Source organism: Vibrio ezurae NBRC 102218, from assembly GCF_000467185.1.
In the GTDB taxonomy this organism is placed as follows: Bacteria; Pseudomonadota; Gammaproteobacteria; order Enterobacterales; family Vibrionaceae; genus Vibrio; species Vibrio ezurae.
The window spans coordinates 75302-98089 of the sequence record NZ_BATM01000002.1; the positions used below are offsets into that span (position 1 = coordinate 75302).

At 45.0% G+C, this 22788-nt stretch carries 15 protein-coding genes; 5 read left to right on the forward strand and 10 right to left on the reverse strand.

The window, feature by feature from the left end:
* Positions 1-24 precede the first annotated feature (24 nt).
* The 3 genes from VEZ01S_RS01295 to VEZ01S_RS01305 all read left to right on the forward strand — a co-directional run bounded on the left by VEZ01S_RS01295 (position 25) and on the right by VEZ01S_RS01305 (position 4719).
* On the forward strand, positions 25-1020 hold the full coding sequence (locus VEZ01S_RS01295) for an ABC transporter ATP-binding protein (RefSeq protein ID WP_021712209.1): 996 nt from the start codon (positions 25-27) through the stop codon (positions 1018-1020).
* 88 nt (positions 1021-1108) lie between these two features.
* Positions 1109-2839: a glycoside hydrolase family 9 protein gene (locus VEZ01S_RS01300; protein ID WP_021712210.1), complete on the forward strand. Its 1731-nt coding sequence runs from the start codon at positions 1109-1111 to the stop codon at positions 2837-2839.
* Positions 2836-4719, forward strand: coding sequence for a beta-N-acetylhexosaminidase (locus VEZ01S_RS01305; RefSeq protein WP_021712211.1), 1884 nt, complete (start codon positions 2836-2838; stop codon positions 4717-4719). The genes VEZ01S_RS01300 and VEZ01S_RS01305 overlap by 4 nt, the downstream gene beginning before the upstream one ends.
* 2 nt (positions 4720-4721) lie before the next feature.
* Here VEZ01S_RS01305 and VEZ01S_RS01310 read toward each other — a convergent pair whose 3' ends face one another.
* The 10 genes from VEZ01S_RS01310 to hrpB all read right to left on the reverse strand — a co-directional run bounded on the left by VEZ01S_RS01310 (position 4722) and on the right by hrpB (position 21358).
* A complete protein-coding gene (locus tag VEZ01S_RS01310) occupies positions 4722-5747 on the reverse strand; it encodes an ABC transporter ATP-binding protein (RefSeq protein ID WP_021712212.1) in 1026 nt (341 codons plus the stop codon).
* Positions 5747-7372: an ABC transporter permease gene (locus VEZ01S_RS01315; protein WP_021712213.1), complete on the reverse strand. Its 1626-nt coding sequence runs from the start codon at positions 7370-7372 to the stop codon at positions 5747-5749. Before VEZ01S_RS01315 ends, VEZ01S_RS01310 begins: the two co-directional genes overlap by 1 nt.
* A 76-nt stretch (positions 7373-7448) precedes the next feature.
* Positions 7449-8462 carry a Fe(3+) ABC transporter substrate-binding protein gene (locus VEZ01S_RS01320; RefSeq protein WP_021712214.1) on the reverse strand — a complete coding sequence of 338 codons (1014 nt, stop codon included), beginning with the start codon at positions 8460-8462 and terminating at the stop codon, positions 7449-7451.
* A gap of 297 nt (positions 8463-8759) precedes the next feature.
* Positions 8760-9989, reverse strand: a complete 1230-nt coding sequence (locus VEZ01S_RS01325) for an ammonium transporter (protein ID WP_021712215.1) — start codon at positions 9987-9989, stop codon at positions 8760-8762.
* A 25-nt stretch (positions 9990-10014) separates the two neighbouring features.
* The gene (gene glnK, locus VEZ01S_RS01330) at positions 10015-10353 is read right to left on the reverse strand and encodes a P-II family nitrogen regulator (RefSeq protein ID WP_021712216.1); all 339 of its coding nucleotides are present in this window, start codon (positions 10351-10353) and stop codon (positions 10015-10017) included.
* A gap of 208 nt (positions 10354-10561) precedes the next feature.
* On the reverse strand, positions 10562-10930 hold the full coding sequence (locus VEZ01S_RS01335) for a YacL family protein (protein ID WP_021712217.1): 369 nt from the start codon (positions 10928-10930) through the stop codon (positions 10562-10564).
* Positions 10931-11161: 231 nt separating this feature from the next.
* Positions 11162-13759 carry a bifunctional aconitate hydratase 2/2-methylisocitrate dehydratase gene (gene acnB, locus VEZ01S_RS01340; protein ID WP_021712218.1) on the reverse strand — a complete coding sequence of 866 codons (2598 nt, stop codon included), beginning with the start codon at positions 13757-13759 and terminating at the stop codon, positions 11162-11164.
* Between the two features lie 359 nt (positions 13760-14118).
* Positions 14119-16425 (reverse strand): patatin-like phospholipase family protein, encoded by a 2307-nt coding sequence (locus VEZ01S_RS01345; protein WP_021712219.1) that lies wholly within the window; start codon positions 16423-16425, stop codon positions 14119-14121.
* Between the two features lie 70 nt (positions 16426-16495).
* Positions 16496-18868, reverse strand: coding sequence for a penicillin-binding protein 1B (mrcB, locus tag VEZ01S_RS01350; RefSeq protein ID WP_021712220.1), 2373 nt, complete (start codon positions 18866-18868; stop codon positions 16496-16498).
* A gap of 15 nt (positions 18869-18883) precedes the next feature.
* Positions 18884-21358 carry an ATP-dependent helicase HrpB gene (hrpB, locus tag VEZ01S_RS01355; protein ID WP_021712221.1) on the reverse strand — a complete coding sequence of 825 codons (2475 nt, stop codon included), beginning with the start codon at positions 21356-21358 and terminating at the stop codon, positions 18884-18886.
* Between the two features lie 57 nt (positions 21359-21415).
* On the opposite strand from hrpB, the gene sfsA reads away from it, so the two are divergent.
* Both sfsA and dksA read left to right on the forward strand, forming a co-directional pair.
* Positions 21416-22132 carry a DNA/RNA nuclease SfsA gene (gene sfsA / locus VEZ01S_RS01360; RefSeq protein ID WP_021712222.1) on the forward strand — a complete coding sequence of 239 codons (717 nt, stop codon included), beginning with the start codon at positions 21416-21418 and terminating at the stop codon, positions 22130-22132.
* A gap of 141 nt (positions 22133-22273) precedes the next feature.
* Positions 22274-22720: an RNA polymerase-binding protein DksA gene (gene dksA, locus VEZ01S_RS01365; RefSeq protein ID WP_021712223.1), complete on the forward strand. Its 447-nt coding sequence runs from the start codon at positions 22274-22276 to the stop codon at positions 22718-22720.
* Positions 22721-22788 lie beyond the last annotated feature (68 nt).

The window sequence follows — 22788 nt, forward strand, 5'->3', positions numbered from 1 at the left end:
ACAAGACGTATTCGGAGAAGTAACATGAGCAAACCCACTGGCGAATTACTCATTGAAGGCAAAAATCTAGTTAAAGACTTTCCTGTAAGTAGTAATGCACTGAAAAACCCGATGATGCGTGCCATTAACGACGTATCGTTCAAGATGTATAAAAGCCGCGGCCTATCTGTGGTGGGAGAATCCGGTTCGGGTAAATCCACCACCGCGAAAATGATCGCAAAAATGTACGCCCCAACCGACGGCTGTATCGAATACCGTGGACGCGATATTCAAACCATCAAAAAGAAAAATGAGCTGATGCACTACCGTGAAGGCGTGCAGATGGTATGGCAAGACCCGTTTGGATCATTAAACCCGACTCATAATATTTTCCACCACATTGCTAGGCCGCTTTTGATTCATAAGAAAGTCACTCCGGGCAATAAAAAAGATCTGGAAGAGCGTGTATACGACCTTTTAGAGCAAGTGGGGCTCATTCCGCCAAAAGAAACCGCAGCTAAGTTCCCCCACCAGCTGTCTGGTGGACAGCGCCAACGTGTCAATTTGGCAAGAAACATTGCCGTTGGTGCAGAGGTGGTGTTGGCCGATGAGCCTACTTCGATGCTTGATGTTTCAATACGCGCGGGTGTATTGAACCTAATGGAAGAGATGAAGTTTGAAAAACAAATGTCTCTGTTGTACATCACCCATGACATTGCCACCGCTCGTTATATTGCCGAAGACATAGCGGTCATGTACGTAGGGCATATGGTGGAATGGGGAGATACCGATGAGGTTATCGCTAATCCACAACATCCGTATACCCAATTATTGGTTTCTGCGGTGCCCGATCCTGCGAAATCTATTCATACCAAACTCGCCGGCAATAAAGGGGAAATTCCTTTATGGACACCGGAGTCTTTTGGATGTCCATTTGCCGGTCGATGTCAGCAAGTGACAGATAAATGTAAAGAGCAACTCCCTAAGGTCACCCAACTATCAGAAAACCACTTTGTTCGTTGCTATTTGCACGAAAGCTAACTGTGACCTTTCTTTTTTAGCCTCCTTAACCGGAGGCTACTTTTTACTTCTATACCCAGCACTTCGTTTATGCAAAGGATAGCGACTGATGCAGTTGTTAATCAATCAAATTGGCTACTCGACAACAGCCCCTAAAGTCGGTGTGCTGCGCACCTCTTCTCCCCTCTCATTACAGAAGGTGGATACGGCCGATGTCATTATTGTTGATCTGCACACTGGCCAAGAAGTCATGCGAGTCCCCTTACAACCGGGTAAACAAGTCGAACACTGGAATGTAGGCTGGAGCTATCCTTTTGACTTTAGCCAATTGACTATCAATGGTCGCTTTATCGCACGCTTTGAGCAGCTAGACTCCCTCGCGTTTGATATTCAGCCACAGCTTTTATTTCAGCGCACCTTTTCCGACCTACTGCATTATTTTAAGTCACAACGTTGCAGTGGTTCGTTTGATAAAGCCGACAAAAATGCACGTTTATTTGGCAGTGAAAGCCGGATCGATGTCAGCGGCGGCTGGTATGATGCATCGGGAGATGTCAGCAAATACTTGAGCCATTTATGCTACACCAACTACTTAAATCCTCAGCAAATTCCTATGCTGGTATGGAACTTACTCTCTAGCTTAGACGTGCTTCGCGCGCACAACGATTGTGCTCCATTTATGCGTACCCGCCTTGTCGATGAAGCCTTATTTGGCGCCGATTTCTTAGTGCGCATGCAAGCTGACAATGGGTTTTTCTACACCACCGTCTTTGATCAATGGAGCAAAGACCCCGCACAAAGGGAGATTTGTGCATATAAAACTCAAGCTGGGAAAAAACTCGTCACCTATCAAGCGGGCTTTCGACAAGGTGCAGGCATAGCCATTGCCGCTCTTGCCAGTGCTGCTAGGCTCAAACAAGATGGCGAACACAGTGCTTATCGCTATCAAGAAGCTGCGGTAAAAGGTTATTGGCATTTAAAGAAGAGCAATAGAGCGTATTTAAATGACGGAAAAGAAAACATCATTGATGAATACACCGCTTTATTAGCCAGTGTCGAGCTTTACAAAACGACTCAAGATGGGCGCTACATAGATGAGAGCCGTGACTGGGCATTGCGTCTTATCCAGCGTCAATGTAGCGACCAACACTGGTCGAACTTTTGGTCGGCGACGGCACAAGGTGAACGTCCTTACTATCACCCCTCAGATGCAGGGCTTCCTGTCATCGCTCTGTGCGCTTTTTTGGATATTGAAAGCGACGCTATTTTTAAGCAAAAAATACAACGCGCCATTAATGCCGCGCTCTCGTTTGAACTTAACATCACACATTCCGTAAGTAACCCTTATGCCTATCCACGGCAATATGTTAAAGATCTCAATGGGTCAAAACGCGACGCTTTTTTTATGGCGCAAGACAATGAATCGGGTTATTGGTGGCAAGGAGAAAACGCTCGCCTCGCCTCTTTATCGGCAATGGTATACAGAGCTAAACCTTATGCCTGTTCATCTCTAATCAAACCATTACAACGCTACGCACAATCTTGCTTAAACTGGATAACTGGCTTAAACCCTTACAATATCTGCATGCTCGATGGGCATGGCGATAACAACCCTAGCTATTTGCCCCACTTAGGATTTCATAACGCTAAAGGGGGGATTTGCAACGGCATAACCGCAGGCTTTGAACACCCGCAAGGCATTGCTTTTAACCCAAGCGCCTACGCTGATGACTTACAACAAAATTGGCGCTGGACAGAGCAATGGCTCCCCCACAGTGCGTGGTTTTTATTAGCTGTCGCCTACCAAACACACGATGAATTATCAGGAGACTCTCTATGAGCCTATTTCGCCTCGACCTTAAAGTGGTCAATGAAAGCGAAGAACGTACCCGTTTTGCTTTATCTCTGGTCAACTTGTCTGAATTACAATTGACGGATTGGACGCTGAACTTCTCAATCACTCGCTTTTTAGACAGTGCCAGTTGCACGGTAGGTCAACTGACACAAACGGGCAGTTTTTGTACCCTAAGTGCACTGCCCACACTAGACGCTTATCAGGTTTTCACTACTGAATTTGATATGCCAACTCCGCCATTGCAGCTGCAATGTGATGGCATTCTCGAAGCGTTTATTGAGTCATCTGAGCATCATTGTGTCGCGGTAACGCCTTTGCAACTGCTGGCGCCAAACTCTGTAGAGCATGGGATAGAACCCGTCGAAAGCGCACAGATAGCCATTATTCCCAAACCCAACAACCTTGATCCTATGCAAGGGGTATTTGAGTTTGTTATTGGCGAAGCTATGTATATTGAAAGCTCGATGGCAACCGAGGCAGCATTGTGGCTATGCGAGAGCAAACCTCAATTGAAACTGAGTATCACACAGCAACCGGCACGGATTCACTTTAAAGCAATGAGCTGTTTATCTACAGCGGCTTATCAATTAGATGTATCCAATAGCACTATCACAATCAGCGCCGGTGACGCGCAAGGGTTTGGGCACGCAGTGGCATCCTTATTGCAGCTGTTTGAAAATGACACCTCATTGGCTTGTGTCAAAATCTCCGACAGTCCGGCTTATCACTATCGTGGCATGATGCTGGATTGCTCTCGTCACTTTCATCAAATAGAACAAGTGAAGCTCATTATTGATCAACTGGCTCGCTATAAATACAACCACTTTCATTGGCATCTGACCGATGACGAAGGCTGGCGCATTGAGATAAAAGCGTTTCCTGAACTGACTGATATTGGTGCATGGCGCGGTAAAAACTTACCTTTGGCTCCGCAGTTTAGGCATATCGATTCCACCTATGGTGGATTTTATACCCAAGAGCAAATCAAAGAGGTCATCGCTTATGCACAGCGTCGCGGGATCATTGTCGTTCCCGAAATTGACATTCCGGGTCACTGCCGAGCTGCGATTAAAGCTTTGCCAAATCTGTTATTAGACCCTGAAGATGCATCGATTTATCGCAGTGTCCAACACTATACGGACAACGTATTATCACCTGCGCTAGAAGGTACTTACGAGTTTCTGGATAAAGTGATTGCTGAAGTGGTAGAGCTCTTTCCTGCCCCATACGTTCACATTGGTGCAGATGAAGTGCCAGAGGGCGTCTGGACTGACAGTGAAAAATGCCAAGCCCTGATGAAGAAACACAACTATCAGGATCCAAAGGAGCTACAAGGGCACCTGTTGCGGTATGTGGAGAATAAACTCAGCGGTTTTGGCAAACGCATGCTCGGCTGGGAAGAAGCGCAACACGGCGACAAAGTCAGTCAACAGACGGTCATTTATTCTTGGCAAAGTGAGCAAGCCGCCATTGAGTGTGCCCGCAAAGGGTTTGATGTGGTGTTGCAGCCGGGGCAATACACCTATCTCGATATGGCGCAGGAATTTGATGCCACAGAGTCTGGTTTTTATTGGGCAAACATTACCCCATTAAAACACGCTTATCACTATCAACCTTTACAGGAAATTGCACTAGATGACCCAATCCAGCAAAAGGTATGGGGCATTCAGGCTGCATTGTGGTGTGAACTGGTTGATAACGAGAAAAAGCTACAATATATGGTCCACCCTCGCCTGCAAGCTATCGCCGAAGTGTGTTGGACTGAGGCTCACAATAAAGATTGGAGTGACTTCACTGCCCGCCTCAAAGTCGATTTAGCACAACTCGATAAACGAGGAATCCAATACCGTAACCCTTGGTACTAATACTAAAAAGCCAGTAGTTGAGTTGATGTGAGTTGCACGTCAACTCGGCTACCGACATCCAACTGTTCAATGGAGCTCGACAATAGCTTATGCCCTTGCACATCCACCACATAACGGAAGTGATCTCCCATAAACTGCTGTTCTAATACGACCGTCTCCCCCGCACTGTTCGCCGTCAATTGCAGATGCTGAGGGCGAAATAAAATCATCGCAGAATCCGTCATTTGTGGTTGCTTACAGCTAGCACTCACCACACCTAATGCCGTTTGATACTGCCCTTGCTCTATCTTTGCACCTTCCAAATAACTGCCCCCCCCTAAAAAGTCCGCTACAAAGCGACTGGATGGGTTGTGATAAAGCTCGCTGGCACTGCCAAATTGTTCAATCACCCCTTGGTTCATCACCGCCATTTTATCGGCAAAAGCAAAGGCTTCTTCGCGACTGTGAGTCACAAAAATCGCCGTCACGCCAGCCTGTTTGAAGATAGAGCGAATTTGTGCAATGAGCTTATGACGAACTTGAGTATCAATATTGGAAAAAGGCTCATCCAACAACAGCAAATCAGGCTTGTAAGCAAGAGAGCGTGCAATCGCAACACGCTGCTGTTGTCCTCCCGATAATTGGTGAGGGTAACGGTCGCCTAGATTTTGTAAATGCACCATAGTGAGCATCTCTTCAATACGCTCTTTTTGCACTTGTTGCGACAGCTCTTTAATTCCAAAGCTGATATTTTGTGCCACGGTGAGATGCGGAAACAAAGCATAATCTTGAAAAATCATCCCAATATTACGCTGCTCTGGCGCCACCCAATGTTCACCATCATCAATCACAGTACCATTGAGCTCAATAAAGCCCTTGGTGAGAGGAAGCAAACCCGAAATTGCTTTTAATAAGGTGGTTTTCCCGCAACCACTGGCCCCCAATAAACAAACAATTTCACCTTGCTTTACGGTCAAAGATAGCGATTCAAGCACCACTTGATTGTCGTATTTACAGGTAAGATCTTTAATGGCTAAAGTACGGCTCATCAGTGAGGTTGCTCCAAAGAACGGTTGATAATAATAAGAGGAATAAGGCCAACTAAAACCAACAACACCGCAGGCATCGCTGCGATTTCAAGTTGTTCGTCAGAGGCGAAGTTGTACACATAGGTCGCTAATGTTTCAAAGTTGAATGGGCGCAGTAATATAGCGGCATTTAACTCTTTCATCGATTCAATAAACACCAATAGAAAGGCAATTAATGCGCCGCGTTTCATCAATGGAATGTGCACTCTTTTTAGCATTTGTGAGCTGGTACACCCCATAGTGCGTGCCGCCATATCTAACGAAGGTGACACCTTACTCATACTGCTTTCAATCGTCCCTATCGCGACAGCAGAAAAGCGCACCACAAACGCGAAAACAATCGCAAATATCGAGCCTGAGAAAATCAGTCCCGGCCTGCCCCAATCCATCGCTTTAGCAATATCATTCACCAAGTGATCGGCGCTTAATACAGGTAACATAACACCTATTGCCAGCACAGTACCTGGCACCGCATACCCCATAGAAGCTAAGCGTACAAATAGATTACTGCTGGTGGTGGTTGATAAACGGCTGTAGAAATTGAGAATTACAGCAATGATCAAAGCAATCAAAGCGGCTAACACCGAGACTTTTAAACTGTTAAGGGCGTATTGATAAAACTGGCTGGTCCAGCTTTCTAAGAAGTAGTGATAGGCATATAGGCATAGCTGCAATAGTGGGAAAATAAACGCCACTGCGACTATTGACCAACACCAAGTGACTGCTGCCCACTTCTTCCATCCCGTCAGTTGATAACGAAAGTTTTCATGGCTATTAAACTGGTTCTGAAACAGTTTTTGTTTTCTGCGACTAAAACGCTCACCACTGATCAGCAAAATAATCACCAATAACATAATGGCCGAAATTTTTGCCGCAGCGCCTAAGTTAGAGTACCCCAGCCAAGTATCATAAACCGCCGTGGTCAATGTATTCACCGCAAAATAACTGACCGTACCAAAATCACCGATGGCTTCCATCGCTACAAGAGATAACCCAACGGCAATAGAAGGGCGAACGATAGGAAGTGAAATTCGCCAAAAGCTCTGCCATGGCGAACACTTTAAAAGCCTTGCTGATTGTAAAATGCTAACGCTTTGCTCCATAAAAGCGGCGCGACATAATAAATAAACATAAGGATAAAGCACCAAAGAGAGAACCCAGATTGCCCCCCCTAAAGTACGCATGTCTGGGAACCAGTAATCACCGGGTCCCCAACCCGTTATATCGCGCAAAAACACTTGTAGCGGCCCAGCAAAGTCAAACCAATCGGTAAATACATAGCCAACAATATACCCAGGCATAGCCAGCGGTAGCACCATTGCCCATTGTAAGATCCCTGCGGAAGGTAAGCGACACATGGCCATTAACCATGCACTGGGGATCCCTATCAACAAAGACAGTAACATCACACCAAATACAAGCCAGAAGGTATTGGAAATATAGGTAGGCAACACCGTATCGAATAGGTGTGCAAACAGATCGTTGTCACCACCTAGACTGGTATAGAAGATCGCCAAAATGGGCAAAACCAGTAGCGCGGCTAACAGCGCACTACTGGCTCTAAAAAGGGGATAGTTTTCTTTCATCAAATAACTTGAAAAGGCGCCTTAAAGACGCCTTTACTCTAAACCTTAAAGTTTATATGTGTTTTCTTGCAGTGTATTACAGGTCGAACTTAGTTTCATCTAGCAACTTCACAGCAATAGAATGATTTTCAGCAATCTTTTCTAAAGGCAGTTTATCCGCCTTAAAATCACCCCATGAAGCCACAAGCTCTGAACGCTTCACACCTTCTTTAACTGGGTATTCATAGTTGATTTCAGCATACATCTGTTGCGCTTTATCACCTGTTAAGAATTCCATCAACTTCAGCGCATTTGCGTGGTTTGGTGCATGCTTAGCCATTGCCATGCCACTGACGTTTACGTGAGTGCCATTGGCTTCTTGACCAGGGAAGTTAATGTAAACAGAGTCAGCCCAACTCACTTGCTTAGGGTTGTTGACCATTTTACCTAGGTAGTAGCTGTTACCTAGAGCCACGTCACATAGACCTTCTTTGATCGCTTTAACTTGAGCGCGGTCATTACCTTGTGGCTTACGTGCAAGGTTATCTTTTACGCCTTCAAGCCATGTTTTCGCTTCCGCTTCGCCGTAGTGAGCGACCATAGAAGCAACTAGCGAAACATTGTATGGGTGCTTACCGCTACGAGTACAAATTTTGCCTTTGTATTCAGGATTCACTAAATCTTTGTAATCAAAGTCAGCGCCAAGCTTGCCGACACGATCACGTGATGAATACACGTTACGAGTACGCAGTGTCAGTGAAAACCATTCATTTTCACTGTCGCGGTATTGCGCAGGAACATTCTCATTAATCACTTTGCTATCAACAGCTTGAACTACTTTCTTGTTGCTTAGTTCTACAAGGCGGCTGATGTCAGTTGTCAGAACTACGTCTGCTGGGCTGTATTCACCCTCTTGAGCTAACTTTTCAGCAATACCTGTTTTGGAAAACTTAACGTTAACCGCAATTCCTGTTTGCTTAGTAAATTCGTCAAACATAGGTTCAACCAAAAACGGCTGACGATATGAATATACGTTAACCTCTTCTGTCGCTGATGCGATTGGTGCAAATACACTACTAACAGCAGCAGTCAACATAAGTAGTTTTTTCATTACAAGTCCTTTAATTGAAATTGAGAATGGTTATCAATAAGGTCATTATATGCAATAACTTTCTTCAATCAATTACATAGCCTGTTCAATGTCTCATTTTTTAAATTTCTCTGTAAAGAAATATGATAAATATCAATCAAAATCACACCTAAAGGTAACTTTTCTGAAAAACATGCTACCCAATACAAAGAATCATTCAGCCCTCCTTCACTGAGGTTTGAGGCTATCCCACCCATTCTAGAAACGAAAAAGGCCTGCTAAAAAGCAGGCCTTACGCAATGAAATGACTCGTAAATATTATTTAACCGTCATGAACTCAGGATATGCACCGATACCACAATCATGAACATCCATTCCTTCAAGCTCTTCTTCCTCAGTAACTCGAATACCCATGGTCGCTTTGATGATACCCCACACAACCATACTTGCTAAGAATACCCAGCCAAAGATAACAGCAGCACCTAAAAGCTGAGCACCAAAGGTAGCATCGGCATTATTTAGAGGAACAACCATCAAGCCAAAGAAACCACATACGCCGTGTACAGAGATAGCACCTACAGGATCATCAATCTTGATTTTATCAAAGCCAACAATACTAAATACTACGATTACACCAGCCACAGCACCGATAGCGACAGAAGCAACAGGTGATGGTGATAGTGGGTCAGCCGTGATAGCGACCAAGCCTGCTAACGCACCGTTCAAAATCATAGTGAGGTCTGCTTTACCCCATGTAGTCTTACATACAAGTAGCGCAGCAATGGCACCAGCAGCGGCTGCCGCATTCGTGTTCAAGAAGATTTGACCTACCGCAGTAGCATTCTCGAAGTCAGAAATCATCAACTGAGAACCGCCGTTAAAGCCAAACCAGCCGAACCAAAGAATAAATGTACCTAACGTTGCCAGTGGCATGTTTGAACCCGGAATTGGGTGAACAGAACCATTTTTACCAAATTTACCTTTACGAGCACCCAGTAAAATAACCGCTGATAGTGCCGCAGCTGCACCCGCCATGTGAACGATACCAGAGCCTGCAAAGTCACTAAAGCCTGCTTCAGATAGGAAGCCACCGCCCCACGTCCAGTAACCTTCGATAGGGTAAATGAAACCTGTAAGAACCACACTAAAGATAAGGAATGACCATAACTTCATTCGTTCCGCTACTGCACCAGAAACGACCGACATTGAGGTTGCAACAAATACAACTTGGAAGAAGAAATCAGACTCTAATGAGTGATCCGCACCCTCAGCCTGGCTGCCAATCAAGCTACCAAATGAAGGCAACCAGCCACCTGCACTATTGTCTACGTACATGATATTGTAGCCTACAAGTAAAAACATCGTACATGCGATCGCATATAGGACGAAGTTTTTAGTCAGGATTTCAGTGGTGTTTTTTGAGCGGACTAAACCCGCTTCAAGCATGGCAAAACCTGCGGCCATCCACATGACCAAAGCACCTGAAATTAAAAAGAAAAATGTGTCTAGTGCGTAACGTAACTCCGTTACTGTCGCTGTAAGTTCCATAATAAATTCTCTTGTCCGTTAGTCTTTAAAGGGCTTCTGTATCCATTTCGCCTGTACGAATACGTACAGCATGCGATAAATCGTAGACAAAAATCTTACCATCACCAATTTTTCCGGTGTGTGCTGCTTTGCTCACGGCTTCGATAACGCGGTCAACGTTTTCAGCTTGTGTGGCAATCTCCAGCTTAACTTTAGGTAAAAAATCGACTTGGTATTCTGCACCGCGGTATAACTCAGTGTGTCCTTTCTGACGGCCAAATCCTTTTACTTCAGAAACAGTCATACCTTCGATGCCCACATCAGATAGGGCTTCACGGACATCGTCCAACTTGAACGGTTTTATAATGGCATTAATAAGTTTCATCGCTTTCCCTCTGCGTAAGTCATATTTGTGTTAACACTTATACTTATACAAAGGGCGTGCCAAGTTTTTAACTTATTGATTTTAAAGGGTATAGTTGAATATACAATACAAAGGGGGTTTCTTGCGCACTATTATGGTGCACATAACTCACCAAAACAGCCCAAAGAATTAACAAATGCCACAAAAGTGTGCAACAAGAGGCTTAGACTTATCGACCTGTGGTCAAAAAGCGTTGCCATTGATGAATGAGCGTTGAGAAGTCCTCTAAGCCACAAACTGCGGAACTTTCACAATTATAAAAGTCCATATCCGGCTCAAATTCTTGCTCTGTTTGCTGTTGTAATACATTCTCTTGTACAGTGACCTCGCCTGCTTCGATGCTCATACTGATTTCTGTGCCTTGCAACAGTAAAACTTCACTTTGGTTATGAATTGCTTCTTCCGCAAGCGCAAATACCTGCTGTAACTTATCGGCATCACGCCCTATCTCTTCTTGTAACCAACGACCGACAATCTCGTGTCCCATACTGGTTTTTATTGAGTACTCACCAAATGCACGCTTAAATTCAAATTCCATCATCGACCTCAATCATCTTCTCTACAAACCTGTAGAGATCTCTACTCACTATGGTGCGCAATTCTACCGCTAATTCACCAACAAGATCCAATCGCCATCAACGCACATCCTCTATATGTTCTACACACTTAATTATGACGATAAATATCAATGTATTACCCTCAAAAACTCGATACAAAAGACATAAAAAAACCGCTGACAAGCAGCGGTTTTATCAAACATAACGAATGATTATGCCGGTTCTTGGAAAATCACAGAGTCGGCTTTATCGGTATATTGCTCCATACGATGGAAGTTCAAGTAGCGGTAAGTATCCGCTGCTGTCGCATCAATCTGAGAAGAATATTCTAAATACTCTTCTTTATTTGGAATACGCCCTAAAATCGCCCCGACTGCGGCTAATTCTGCTGACGCAAGATACACATTCGCGCCCGTACCAAGACGGTTCGGGAAGTTACGTGTTGAAGTCGACATCACTGTCGCTTTATCAGCAACGCGTGCTTGGTTACCCATACATAGTGAACAGCCCGGAGTTTCGATACGCACCCCTGCACGTCCGAAGATGCCGTAGTAGCCTTCTTCCGTCAGTTGATCGCGATCCATCTTAGTTGGCGGAGCCACCCATAGGCGCGTTTCTAACTGGCCATTAAACTTATCAAGTAATTTACCTGCCGCACGGAAATGCCCGATATTGGTCATGCACGATCCGATAAAGACTTCATCAATTTCAGTACCTTGTACTTCAGATAACGGACGAGCATCATCAGGATCATTTGGTGCGCACAAAATTGGTTCATCAATTTCAGCCAGATCAATCTCGATAACGTGCGTGTATTCAGCGTCTTTATCCGCTTCCATTAGCTCTGGGTTCTCTAACCACTCTTGCATCGACTTAATTCGACGCTCAATGGTACGTAGATCCCCATAACCTTCAGCAATCATCCACTTAAGCATAGTGATGTTAGAGTTTAGGTACTCTTCGATAGACTCACGAGACAGTTTAACCGTACAACCTGCTGCGCTTCGCTCAGCAGACGCATCTGAAAGCTCAAAAGCTTGCTCTACTGAAAGATGCTCAACACCTTCAATTTCAAGTACGCGACCTGAGAATTCATTCACTTTACCGGCTTTTTCTACCGTCAATAAACCTTGCTTAATGCCGTAGTATGGGATGGCATGGACCAAATCACGCAATGTGATACCTGGTTTCATTTCGCCTTTAAAGCGCACCAAAATAGACTCTGGCATATCCAGTGGCATTACGCCTGTTGCCGCTGCAAACGCCACCAAACCAGAACCCGCAGGGAAAGAAATGCCCAGAGGGAAACGAGTATGGGAGTCGCCGCCTGTACCTACCGTATCAGGCAGTAGCATGCGGTTTAACCATGAGTGGATAACACCATCACCCGGACGAAGTGATACGCCACCACGATTCATAATAAAATCAGGCAATGTATGGTGCGTAGTCACATCAACAGGTTTTGGATAGGCCGATGTATGACAGAAAGACTGCATCACTAAATCAGCGGAGAAGCCTAGACACGCTAGATCTTTTAGCTCATCACGAGTCATAGGACCGGTCGTATCTTGAGAACCTACTGTAGTCATCTTAGGCTCACAGTACGTTCCCGGACGAATGCCCGCAACGCCACACGCTTTACCTACCATTTTCTGAGCTAGAGTAAAGCCTTTACCTGTGTCTGCGATTTCGCCAGGCTTACGGAACACCTCTGATGGTTCAAGCCCTAGTGAAGTACGTGCTTTGTCAGTTAGACCACGACCGACAATCAAAGGAATACGGCCACCAGCACGAACTTCATCAATAAGCACGTCTGTTTTGAGACCAAACTCAGCGATCACTTCGCCGCTTGCATGGTCACACACTTTGCCTTGGTATGGGTAAACGTCGATAACGTCACCCATGTTCAATTTAGTTACATCCACTTCGATAGGAAGTGCGCCCGCGTCTTCCATAGTGTTGAAGAAGATAGGGGCAATTTTACCGCCAAGTACATAACCACCCGCACGTTTGTTAGGTACATGTGGGATATCATCCCCCATAAACCAAAGTACTGAGTTAGTGGCTGATTTACGCGAAGAGCCTGTGCCGACAACATCACCAACATAAACCAGTTGGTGACCTTTCTCTTTTAGAGCTTCAATTTGTCCGATAGGACCCACTGTGCCAGCGTTGTCAGGGTTAATACCTTCACGTTCATTTTTCAGCATGGCTAGTGCGTGAACAGGAATATCAGGACGAGACCATGCGTCTGGCGCAGGAGAAAGATCATCGGTATTCGTTTCACCAGTAACCTTAAATACCGTCAACGTCACTTTTTCTTGTAGCTCAGGTTTTGATAAGAACCATTCGGCATCCGCCCAAGATTGAACAACTTGCTTGGCATATTCATTGCCCGCTTTGGCTTTCTCTTCTACGTCATAAAACGCATCAAACATCAGCAAAGTGTGAGAAAGAGCTTGAGTTGCGATAGGCGCAAGTTCTGCATCATCAAGCAAGTTGATAAGCGGTTCAATATTGTAACCCCCTAGCATAGTGCCAAGCAGTTCAGCCGCTTTTTGTTTTGAAACGAGTGGAGATTCAACGTCACCTTTCGTCACCGCCGTTAAGAAACTGGCTTTAACATATGCCGCTTCATCAACACCCGGTGGAATGCGATTTTCTAGAAGATCTAAGATGAAGGTATCTTCACCTTGAGGTGGGTTCTTTAGTAATTCAACAAGTGCAGCGACCTGTTCTGCATCGAGGGGCTTTGGAACCACTCCCTGTTCAGCACGCTCAGCTATATGATTGCGATAAGCTTCAAGCACAACTTCATTCCTCTGGTTGTGGTCTGCAGCTAAAAACTACAGACATCCTTTGATTAGACACTTCATCCTATTGTCGTAACATTGCTGTAAGTCGTAAGCATTACAGTAAACAAGGGGCAAAATGGTGTAGCGAGAATAGCAAATTTAACATCAAATTAAAATCTCACCATTTTGACCAACATAGCAACTTAGGATGAAAGTAAGGGGAAATTTGAGTAAAACGGTAAATCGAGTCCTATCGTTATACTCGATTTACAACCTCACATTCAAATTTATTCTCATGATTCATAAACCGATGGTTAAGGGATATATGCCTATAAACACACATCCCCTGTCGTTAATGGCGCTGTATTGATCGGTTATTTATAAGCGGTACCTATGGAGAGATATCCAGCGCCCATGCCATTTTCTGTTTGACCATACCCGAGTAGTACAGGCCCAATAGGAGAGTCAATTCCTATGTATGCCGAGCCCGCAACAAAGAGAGGGACATCACTGACACTTCTATCTTTACCAGACCATACTCCACCATATTCTGCGGATAATCCAACATAGATTGGTGACTGGAACATTCCAAAGTCATTTTCAAACCAACGGTAACGGTACACTAACATGGCAAACGCTTTGTTTTGACCAATCAAACTGTTACGAGGGATACCTGATAAATGTTGGAAACCACCAAGATCATAGGGATCGATTGGCGCAACATCATTCTCAGAATCAAACAAACCTAATTCGGCATTCCCGACAAAGGTATGCTTTTTATAAAAGGTCACCGCTGACAACCAGCGAACCTTATATTCATCCACTCGCTCTTCTTCATAACTGGAATCCTCGTTGTCCACTTTATCAAAGGAAGTTAAGTATTCCATGAACAAATAAGAGCCTTTGGTCGGTAAACTGGCATCGTCCAAAGTATCCGCAACATACTGTATATAAACGCCTTTACGATCGTATGAAATATCTCCTGCCAAAGCAAAAGTCGATAACTTAGCTTTACCTGTGGTATAGCGAATACCTACAGATAACTGATTCCATAGCGCAGGTTGCAAACCTATGCTGGCATCGGCTTTAAATTCTGAATAAGTGACCGGAATGTAGTTTGTCACATCCGATAAGTCGGTGATCTCTCCCTGCTGTACGTGAGTCAGTGCGACATTGCGGTTTTCATCGGTGTATTGCACTAACAGCGTGTTGTACAACACCTGATTGGAAAAGAAAGGCGTATAGAGATCCGCTGAAATTAACTTGTCAGTCCCCAACTCAGCGCTAGTGCGCATTTCGCCACCTTCCCAACCAAGGTCGGTAAAGTTAGCCGATGCTCCAATGGCATACTGACTGGTGGTGGTAAAATCATCTTCTAGGAAGAAGCGAAAGTTTAAATAGTTCGGACCCCAATCTTTTTCATCAACATCGATCACTAAAGTGTTATCAAGATCTTGCTGCTCATATTTATAAGTAATCTTTTCAAAACGATCGAGTGCATACAGTCGTGAGACGGCATTTTCTATGTCTTCAGAAGTGGGCGGATGCTCGGGATCTAACGCAAGGCGGTTATACAAAACTTCGGGATCAAAATGAGTTTGGTTGACCATTTCAATCTTATCGATAGGTACATCATCACCAAAAACAAGCTGTTGCGCTTTTTGCTCTTTTTGCTGCTTATAAGCGGCGTAGTCTTCTTCTGACAAAGCAAACTTTTGCAACTCCGCTTTGTGCTTCATCGCGTCATCATAACCGCGCTGGTAGGCTTCCGGCATCGCGCTAAAATCGGTAGTCCCAATCTGCCCCACTTCAGGCGTTAACAACACATCTTGGTCGGAAAGCAGCTTCCCTTGATCAACAGTGCCGCGCTTCACCAAATAGTTTGACAGTTGTCCCCCTACATCAAGAAAACTGGCTAACTCTTCTTTGTTTTTGTAATCCGACGATATGTCTACCGCGATGATGTAGTCAGCTCCCATTTGTTGGGCTAAATCGACGGGCATATTGTTGACTACGCCACCATCGACTAACAATTTACCGTTCAATTCATAGGGCGGTAATGCGCCCGGCACGGACATGGACGCCATCATAGCATCCACTAAATACCCTTTATCGAGCACCACTTCTTTTAGCTCAACGATATCCGTTGCCACTGCGCGGTAACGAATTGCAAATTGATCAAAACTATCGACTTTAAGAGGAGAGTGAGAGGTTTCACGCAGAATACGCAGCATTCCTTGCCCTTGTACTACGCCTTTTGGAGTTTTGATTTTTCCCCAACCAATGCCTAGATCGGCATCAATTTGATATTTATCTTCGTAAGCTTTGTCACGGATACGTCGATCGGCACGATCAACTTGATCGCGATAGCCTAAATTCCAGTCTACTTCGGTAAGGTATGACTGGATCTGATCCGCACTTTGTCCCGTGGCGTATAACCCCCCAACATACGATCCCATGCTGGTACCTGTAATGATATCCACTGGAATGCGCATCTCTTCTAACGCTTTTAAGACCCCAATATGGGCAGCACCTTTCGCACCGCCCCCAGCTAAAACCACGCCAATAGTCGGTCGTGATTTTGAGGTAATTTGATTGATCTCTGTCGCCGAAGCGGGGGTGGCATTAACTGCAAATGTAAAGAATACAATTATGCCTACCAACAATGCATTACGAAGCAATTGAAAATCCTATAAATCCATTTACTAGAATAAGTATAAATTTAACATACTTTGCGCCCTTTCATTGCCACTACCAAGGTAATATTTTTTTAAACCAAGGCTTTGCATTAGATTCGCAAGCACGTAACGCATCTCCGCTAGCATCCCATACAGGCAACTTAAAGTGGCTGTTACAATCTACAGCGAGGCTTCCATCCTCAAGTTTTCGATAGCCTAAAGTGCGAATGCCTTCAGGCCAAGGTAAGCTAAGAACTTCGGGTTCACGCTGCTTTAAGTAATCATCATACACTCGCAACGCGCCAGATGCTCCCGTCAAGTGCGCCGCTTTATTATCGTCTCTGCCAACCCATAAGGTGACCACTTCACGCCCATCAACCCCAACAAACCAGCTATCACGACCGTCATTACTGGTGCCGGTTTTACCAGCCAACGCAAAACGAGAGAAATGATTGGTTAAGTAACGGCCTGAGCCCTCACTGACCACTTTCTTCATCGCATAGGTAGCCAGCCAAGCAGCCTGCTCTGGAACCACTTGTCGAGCTCGAGGCAATGATTGATAAATCACGTCATCCTCTTGGTTTTTAACCATTCGTAGCGCGGTCAATGGCACTTGTTTACCTGAGTTTGTCAGCGATTGGTACATTTGTGCAACTTGATAAGGCGTTAAAGTAAAGGCCCCTAAAAACATGGAAGGTACAGGTCGAATCTCGCCTTCATCAACGCCAAGTGTTTCTATTGTATGCTGCACATTTTTAATGCCTAAGCTCATTCCTAGACGCACTGTAGGAACATTTAATGAGTGCGCTAAAGAGCGATAAAATGGCACCTTACCTCGAAATTTTCTATCAAAGTTTCTCGGTGTCCACGTACTGCCTTTATTGCCTTTCAATGAAATAGGCTCATCCATTAAGGTCGTAGCTAATTGATACTTTTCCGGTTGCATCAATGCATTTAAATAAATAGCCGGTTTAACCAAAGAGCCAATTTGACGAGACGCATTTAACGCACGGTTGAAGCCATCATAACCAGTACGTCTTCCGCCGACCATAGCGCGTATCTCGCCCGTTTTTCTATCCACCGCAATCGCTGCGGCCTCCAGTTGAGAAGGTTTGCCTTTTTCCAACCGAGGTAAGGTTTCACGTACGGATTTTTCTAACATCGACTGAGAAACCGGATCTAAAGTGGTAAACAGGCGCAGTCCCATATGTTGCTCAAAGTCACTGCCTACGTATTTCTGTAGTTCATTTTTTAATTGTTGAAAATACGCAGGTTGGCGACTGGCAATTCTCGGTATTTTTTGTAGATCCAACTCTCGATTAAGGGCTTGCTGGTATTGTTCAGAGCTTAGGTATCCTTGCTCTAACAATAGCTTCAAGATCAAGTCTCGTCGCTCTTTCGCCCTTTGCGGGTGACGTATTGGATTGTAGTAAGACGGTCCTTTTACCAGTCCCACCAGCATTGCCATTTGATCAATACGTAGCTCTTGAATAGGCTGTCCAAAATAGAAGCGAGCGGCTAAACCAAAGCCATGAATGGCCTGCCCTGCACTTTGACCAAGATACACCTCATTTAAATACGCTTCTAAAATTCGATCTTTGTCGTAGCGATGATCAATGATGATCGCAATTAAGGCTTCGCGAACTTTACGCCATAAGGTTTTCTCTCTGGTCAAAAATAGATTTTTGCTTAATTGCTGAGTTAAGGTACTGCCCCCTTGCACCGCACGACCCGCTTTGATGTTCGCCATGAAAGCACGAGCAATAGCCGTTGGAGAAACCCCATCATGACGATAAAAATCACGATCTTCAGTGGTAATCAATGCATCCACTAAAAATTCAGGATAATCCTGTCTTTTCACAAATAACCTTTGCTCAGTGACGTTTTTCTCTAACATCCCTAGCATTTTAGGCTCTAAACGTAAGAACCCCAGTTGGCCCTTTTTCTCCAACGATTCAATCTTAGTCAAACCACTTTTATTAAAGTACAGCATGACATGGCGATCGGGCTCTGGCCCATCTTGAAATTCAAACGGGCGTCGTATTAACTCAATTTTGCTATTAGAGGCCGAGTATTCCCCCGGAAACTTAGGTGAACGCACTTTTCGATAGTGCAACACATCCAGCTCTTTTAACATTTGTGAGTGCGTGATTTTCGCATCAGGCGTTAAGTTTAAAATGCGCGCATACACAACCGTAGGCAAATCAAATAGCTGCCCTTCAAAACGTCGTTCCACAACCGTGTTGAGATAGACCATTACAAATGCCAATACAGCAATTCCGGCTAAGCCAGCTTTCCATGTCACTCCCCACAACGTTTTTTTCCACGATCTAGGATTGCTGTTTTTTGATTTGCGTTTTGAGGGTGCAGCTTTTTTCACCGGCTTTTTCTTAGCCGGTGTTTTTTTGGTTTGACGAGTTTTTGGCGGAGTCCGTTTTTCTGGCACGCTATGATTCCATTTCTATTTTAAATGACGTTTGGTTTTACTGGTGGCTTGGTGTGACGCAGGATCATCAGGCCAAGGATGTTTAGGGTAGCGACCCTTCATTTCCTTTTGCACTTCTTTGTATGCTCCTTGCCAAAAGCCCGCAAGATCTTGAGTCACTTGCAGTGGCCTTTGCGCCGGTGACAATAACTCAAGGGTTACCTTCACTCTCCCTTCCGCTACCGTCGGCGATTGTGGCTCACCAAACATTTCTTGCAGTTTAACCGATAATTTCGGCGGCTGATCTGCACTGTATTGCAGTGTTTTTGTTGATCCAGAAGGCACTTTGATGCTTCTGGGCAACAATGCATCTATCTTTTGATTCATTGGCCAACCCAATGTGGCGTTCAGAATATCCAACATATTCAGCGTCTGTAAGCCCTTAACTGAGCGAATACCGCTAAGGTAAGGCAACAACCATTGCGTCAGCGAATTAAGTAACCCTGAGTCACTCCAATCAGGCCATGACATCTCAGGTAACCATTGCTTGGCACAGTTGACTCGACTGCGCAGCAGTATCGACTCTTTGCTCCACGGCAAAACGGATAAACCTTTCTTTGCCACATAATCGAGCATGCCACTTGCCAACAACTCAGGGGAAAGATCCGCTGTTGCCATCGGCTTTCTTTGCACCACTAATTGCCCCAAGGTAAGTTGCTGCTCGGCAATTAGAGATTGCTTTTCATCACTCCACTGCAACACCTTTTTTTGCTCAAAAGTATGCAATGCTTCAAGCTCAGCGCGACTCACATGTGCGCCAGCCAGTATTCTACTGGACGATTGTCGCCCTTTTTGTAACAAAGCCGCCACTAGATACTCATCACCTGATAAACGACTGCTGTCATCGACAAATGCGCCGTGTCCAGAGGTTAACTGATATTGAGAGCCATTGGCACTGCGTTGCTTAGCGATTCGGTCTGGATAGGCCAAACTTAAACAGACTCCTATTTGCGCACTTTTCACCGCAGACAACGTAAAAGAGCTGTGCATCCGCTTAGCTAACGTATCCGCTCGCCTTTTTAACAACCCCTGCTTAGGGTGTTTGCGCTCGACAAACAGCACGACTTGAAAACCGATATCATCGCTATTGCGCATCGGCTCTTCGAGCACTACTGCACTGGCTAATGCCGTATCCAATAATTCACTGGGTACTCGCAGCAACATCGCACTAAGGCGAGGCTCTAAGCCCAATTGTAGTGCTCTCTTGCCTTGCTGAGTCAGGGTTAAGTCAGGAGTCAGCAAGGTTAAACTCTGCAATAGCGCGCACGCCACGCTCACCGCCGCTGTTGGCGGCTGCTGGACAAACTGCATACTGCTTACATCACAGCTCCCCCACTGCGCCGCCTCTAACATTAATGAGGAAAGATCGCTGCGCATAATTTCAGGAACCGTGTGTGACGGGTTTTGTTTAAACTGAGATTCAGAATAAAGACGAATGCAAATACCGGGCTCTGTACGCCCTGCACGCCCTGCTCTTTGCACCGCCGATGACTGCGACACCCACTTTTGTTCAAGGCGAGTAACGCCGCTATTTAAATCGAAACTGGCGCGATTTTCTAAGCCACTGTCGATGACAATTCTGACACCTTCAATGGTTAACGAGGTTTCTGCAATGTTAGTGGTTAAGACCACTTTTCTTTGCCCTTGCGGGCTTGCTTGAATCGCTTGCTGCTGAGCAGAAAAATCTAAACCGCCATGCAATGCCATAATTTTGACCTGTGCATCACCAGAACACTCATCAGTTAACGCCTCTAAACATGCATTAATTAAACCTATGCTGGGTAAAAACACCAAAATAGAGCCTTGCTCTTCATGCAATGCTTTTAGGGTTTGCTGACAAATTAACGCAATCAGATTTTGATTGGCTTTGGCTGGGGCGTAGCGCTGCTCTATCGGAAAGCCTCGTCCTTCAGAGGTATGCAGCGCAGCATCAGGGATAATCGAGTGTAAGCTGGATTGATCCAGCGTCGCCGACATCACCACTATTTTGAGTTGCTCGTTAAACACTTGCTGAACTTCTAGTGCTAACGCTAATCCCAAATCGGCATGAATGCTTCTTTCGTGAAATTCATCAAAAAGGAGCATATCAACCCCAGTTAATTCGGGATCTGACTGGATCATGCGAGTTAATACGCCTTCCGTGACGATCTCTAGCCGAGTGGCATTGCTGCACTTGCTTTCACCACGAACCCGATATCCGACCCTTTGACCCACCGGTTCTGCCAATTGCTTGGCAATAAAACTTGCAATACTTTTTGCCGCTAATCGCCTTGGTTCAAGCATGATGATTTTGCCACTGAAACTGGAGTTTAACAGCAACTGCAATGGTAAAAAGGTCGATTTACCCGCACCCGGCGGCGCTTGAATAATCAGCTGAGAATGCTGCTGCAAAGAGGCAATGATGTCATCTAAGATAGCGTTAATGGGCAGATTGGATAGTACTTGAGTCAAGAGATGGGCCTATGCCATGATGTGTCCTTTCTTTAATTCTACCCAAATGATTTAGAAATGGAATTTTCTCCTCCCTTACAAAGCGGAACTTTGATCAAACGCTATAAGCGTTTTCTTGCAGACCTCACCTTAGATGATGGTTCTGAAATCACCATCCACTGCGCCAATACCGGCGCGATGACCGGGTGCGCTGAGCCTGGCAGTAAAGTGTGGTTCTCCACCTCGGATAATCCTAAACGTAAATACCCGAATAGCTGGGAGCTTAGCGAGACTAAAGCAGGCCACCGTATTTGCGTAAATACTATTCGCGCCAATACTTTGGCGGTTGAAGCGATTAACAATGGGGTTATTTGTGAGCTGTCAGGCTATAAAGATCTCAAAACCGAACAAAAATACGGTTCTGAAAATAGCCGTATTGATATTCTATTAAGCGATGAAAACAAAGCGGATTGCTATGTAGAAGTCAAAAGCGTTACCTTGCTGTCCGATGAAGAAGAGCAACTAGGACAGTTCCCTGACGCGGTCACTACTCGAGGTCAAAAGCACCTTCGAGAATTGATGGAAGTTCAACAATCAGGACAAAGAGCGGTACTTTTATTCATTGTTTTGCATTCAGGCATTGAAAAAGTGTCACCGGCACTCCATATAGATGGCCAATATTCAGTTTTACTTGAACAAGCCCAAAAGGCCGGTGTAGAAGTAATTTGTTACAAAGCAGACCTGTCCGTTGAATGTGTGCAAATTTCGCGTAAGTTGCCCTATATAGGGGATTAAATTGCCGAACTGTTCACAATTATACGTATACTTAAACATGTAACTTATAGACTTTGTTGCTTAGTCAGGGACTTTTTGCTATAGATACCCGCCTTAAAATTAGACCACTTGTGGTTCGATAAGGTTACTAGGAGATGCGGTATGCCAGAATCTAAGAAAAAAGCGCTAGGCATTCTAGCCATAGCAGGCGTCGAGCCGTACAAAGAAATTGCTGGTGAAGAGTACATGTCACCAGAGCAAATGGCTCACTTTACAAAAATTTTAGGAGCTTGGCGCGACCAATTGCGTACTGATGTAGAACGTACCGTTGTACACATGCAAGACGAAGCAGCTAACTTCCCTGATCCTGTTGACCGTGCATCACAGGAAGAAGAATTCAGCTTAGAGTTACGTAACCGTGACCGTGAGCGTCGTTTGATCAAAAAAATTGAGAAAACGCTGAACAAGATTAAAGAAGACGAATTCGGCTTCTGTGATTCATGTGGTGTTGAGATTGGCATTCGTCGCCTTGAAGCTCGCCCAACAGCGGATCTATGTATCGATTGTAAAACCCTTGCTGAGCTAAAAGAAAAGCAAATGCAAGGCTAATTGAGCATTACAGTTTTAAACTAATGCCAATCACGGTAATGACAGCATCAGACATAGCCTTTTAACCC

Excerpts from the sequence above, each read along its gene's own strand:
- VEZ01S_RS01305 (WP_021712211.1), top strand. The coding sequence starts at position 2,836 with ATGAGCCTATTTCGCCTCGACCTTAAAGTGGTCAATGAAAGCGAAGAA.
- VEZ01S_RS01320 (WP_021712214.1), bottom strand. The coding sequence starts at position 8,462 with ATGAAAAAACTACTTATGTTGACTGCTGCTGTTAGTAGTGTATTTGCA.
- VEZ01S_RS01295 (WP_021712209.1), top strand. The coding sequence starts at position 25 with ATGAGCAAACCCACTGGCGAATTACTCATTGAAGGCAAAAATCTAGTT.
- VEZ01S_RS01315 (WP_021712213.1), bottom strand. The coding sequence starts at position 7,372 with ATGAAAGAAAACTATCCCCTTTTTAGAGCCAGTAGTGCGCTGTTAGCC.
- dksA (WP_021712223.1), top strand. The coding sequence starts at position 22,274 with ATGCCAGAATCTAAGAAAAAAGCGCTAGGCATTCTAGCCATAGCAGGC.
- glnK (WP_021712216.1), bottom strand. The coding sequence starts at position 10,353 with ATGAAACTTATTAATGCCATTATAAAACCGTTCAAGTTGGACGATGTC.
- VEZ01S_RS01310 (WP_021712212.1), bottom strand. The coding sequence starts at position 5,747 with ATGAGCCGTACTTTAGCCATTAAAGATCTTACCTGTAAATACGACAAT.
- sfsA (WP_021712222.1), top strand. The coding sequence starts at position 21,416 with ATGGAATTTTCTCCTCCCTTACAAAGCGGAACTTTGATCAAACGCTAT.
- VEZ01S_RS01325 (WP_021712215.1), bottom strand. The coding sequence starts at position 9,989 with ATGGAACTTACAGCGACAGTAACGGAGTTACGTTACGCACTAGACACA.
- VEZ01S_RS01335 (WP_021712217.1), bottom strand. The coding sequence starts at position 10,930 with ATGGAATTTGAATTTAAGCGTGCATTTGGTGAGTACTCAATAAAAACC.
- VEZ01S_RS01300 (WP_021712210.1), top strand. The coding sequence starts at position 1,109 with ATGCAGTTGTTAATCAATCAAATTGGCTACTCGACAACAGCCCCTAAA.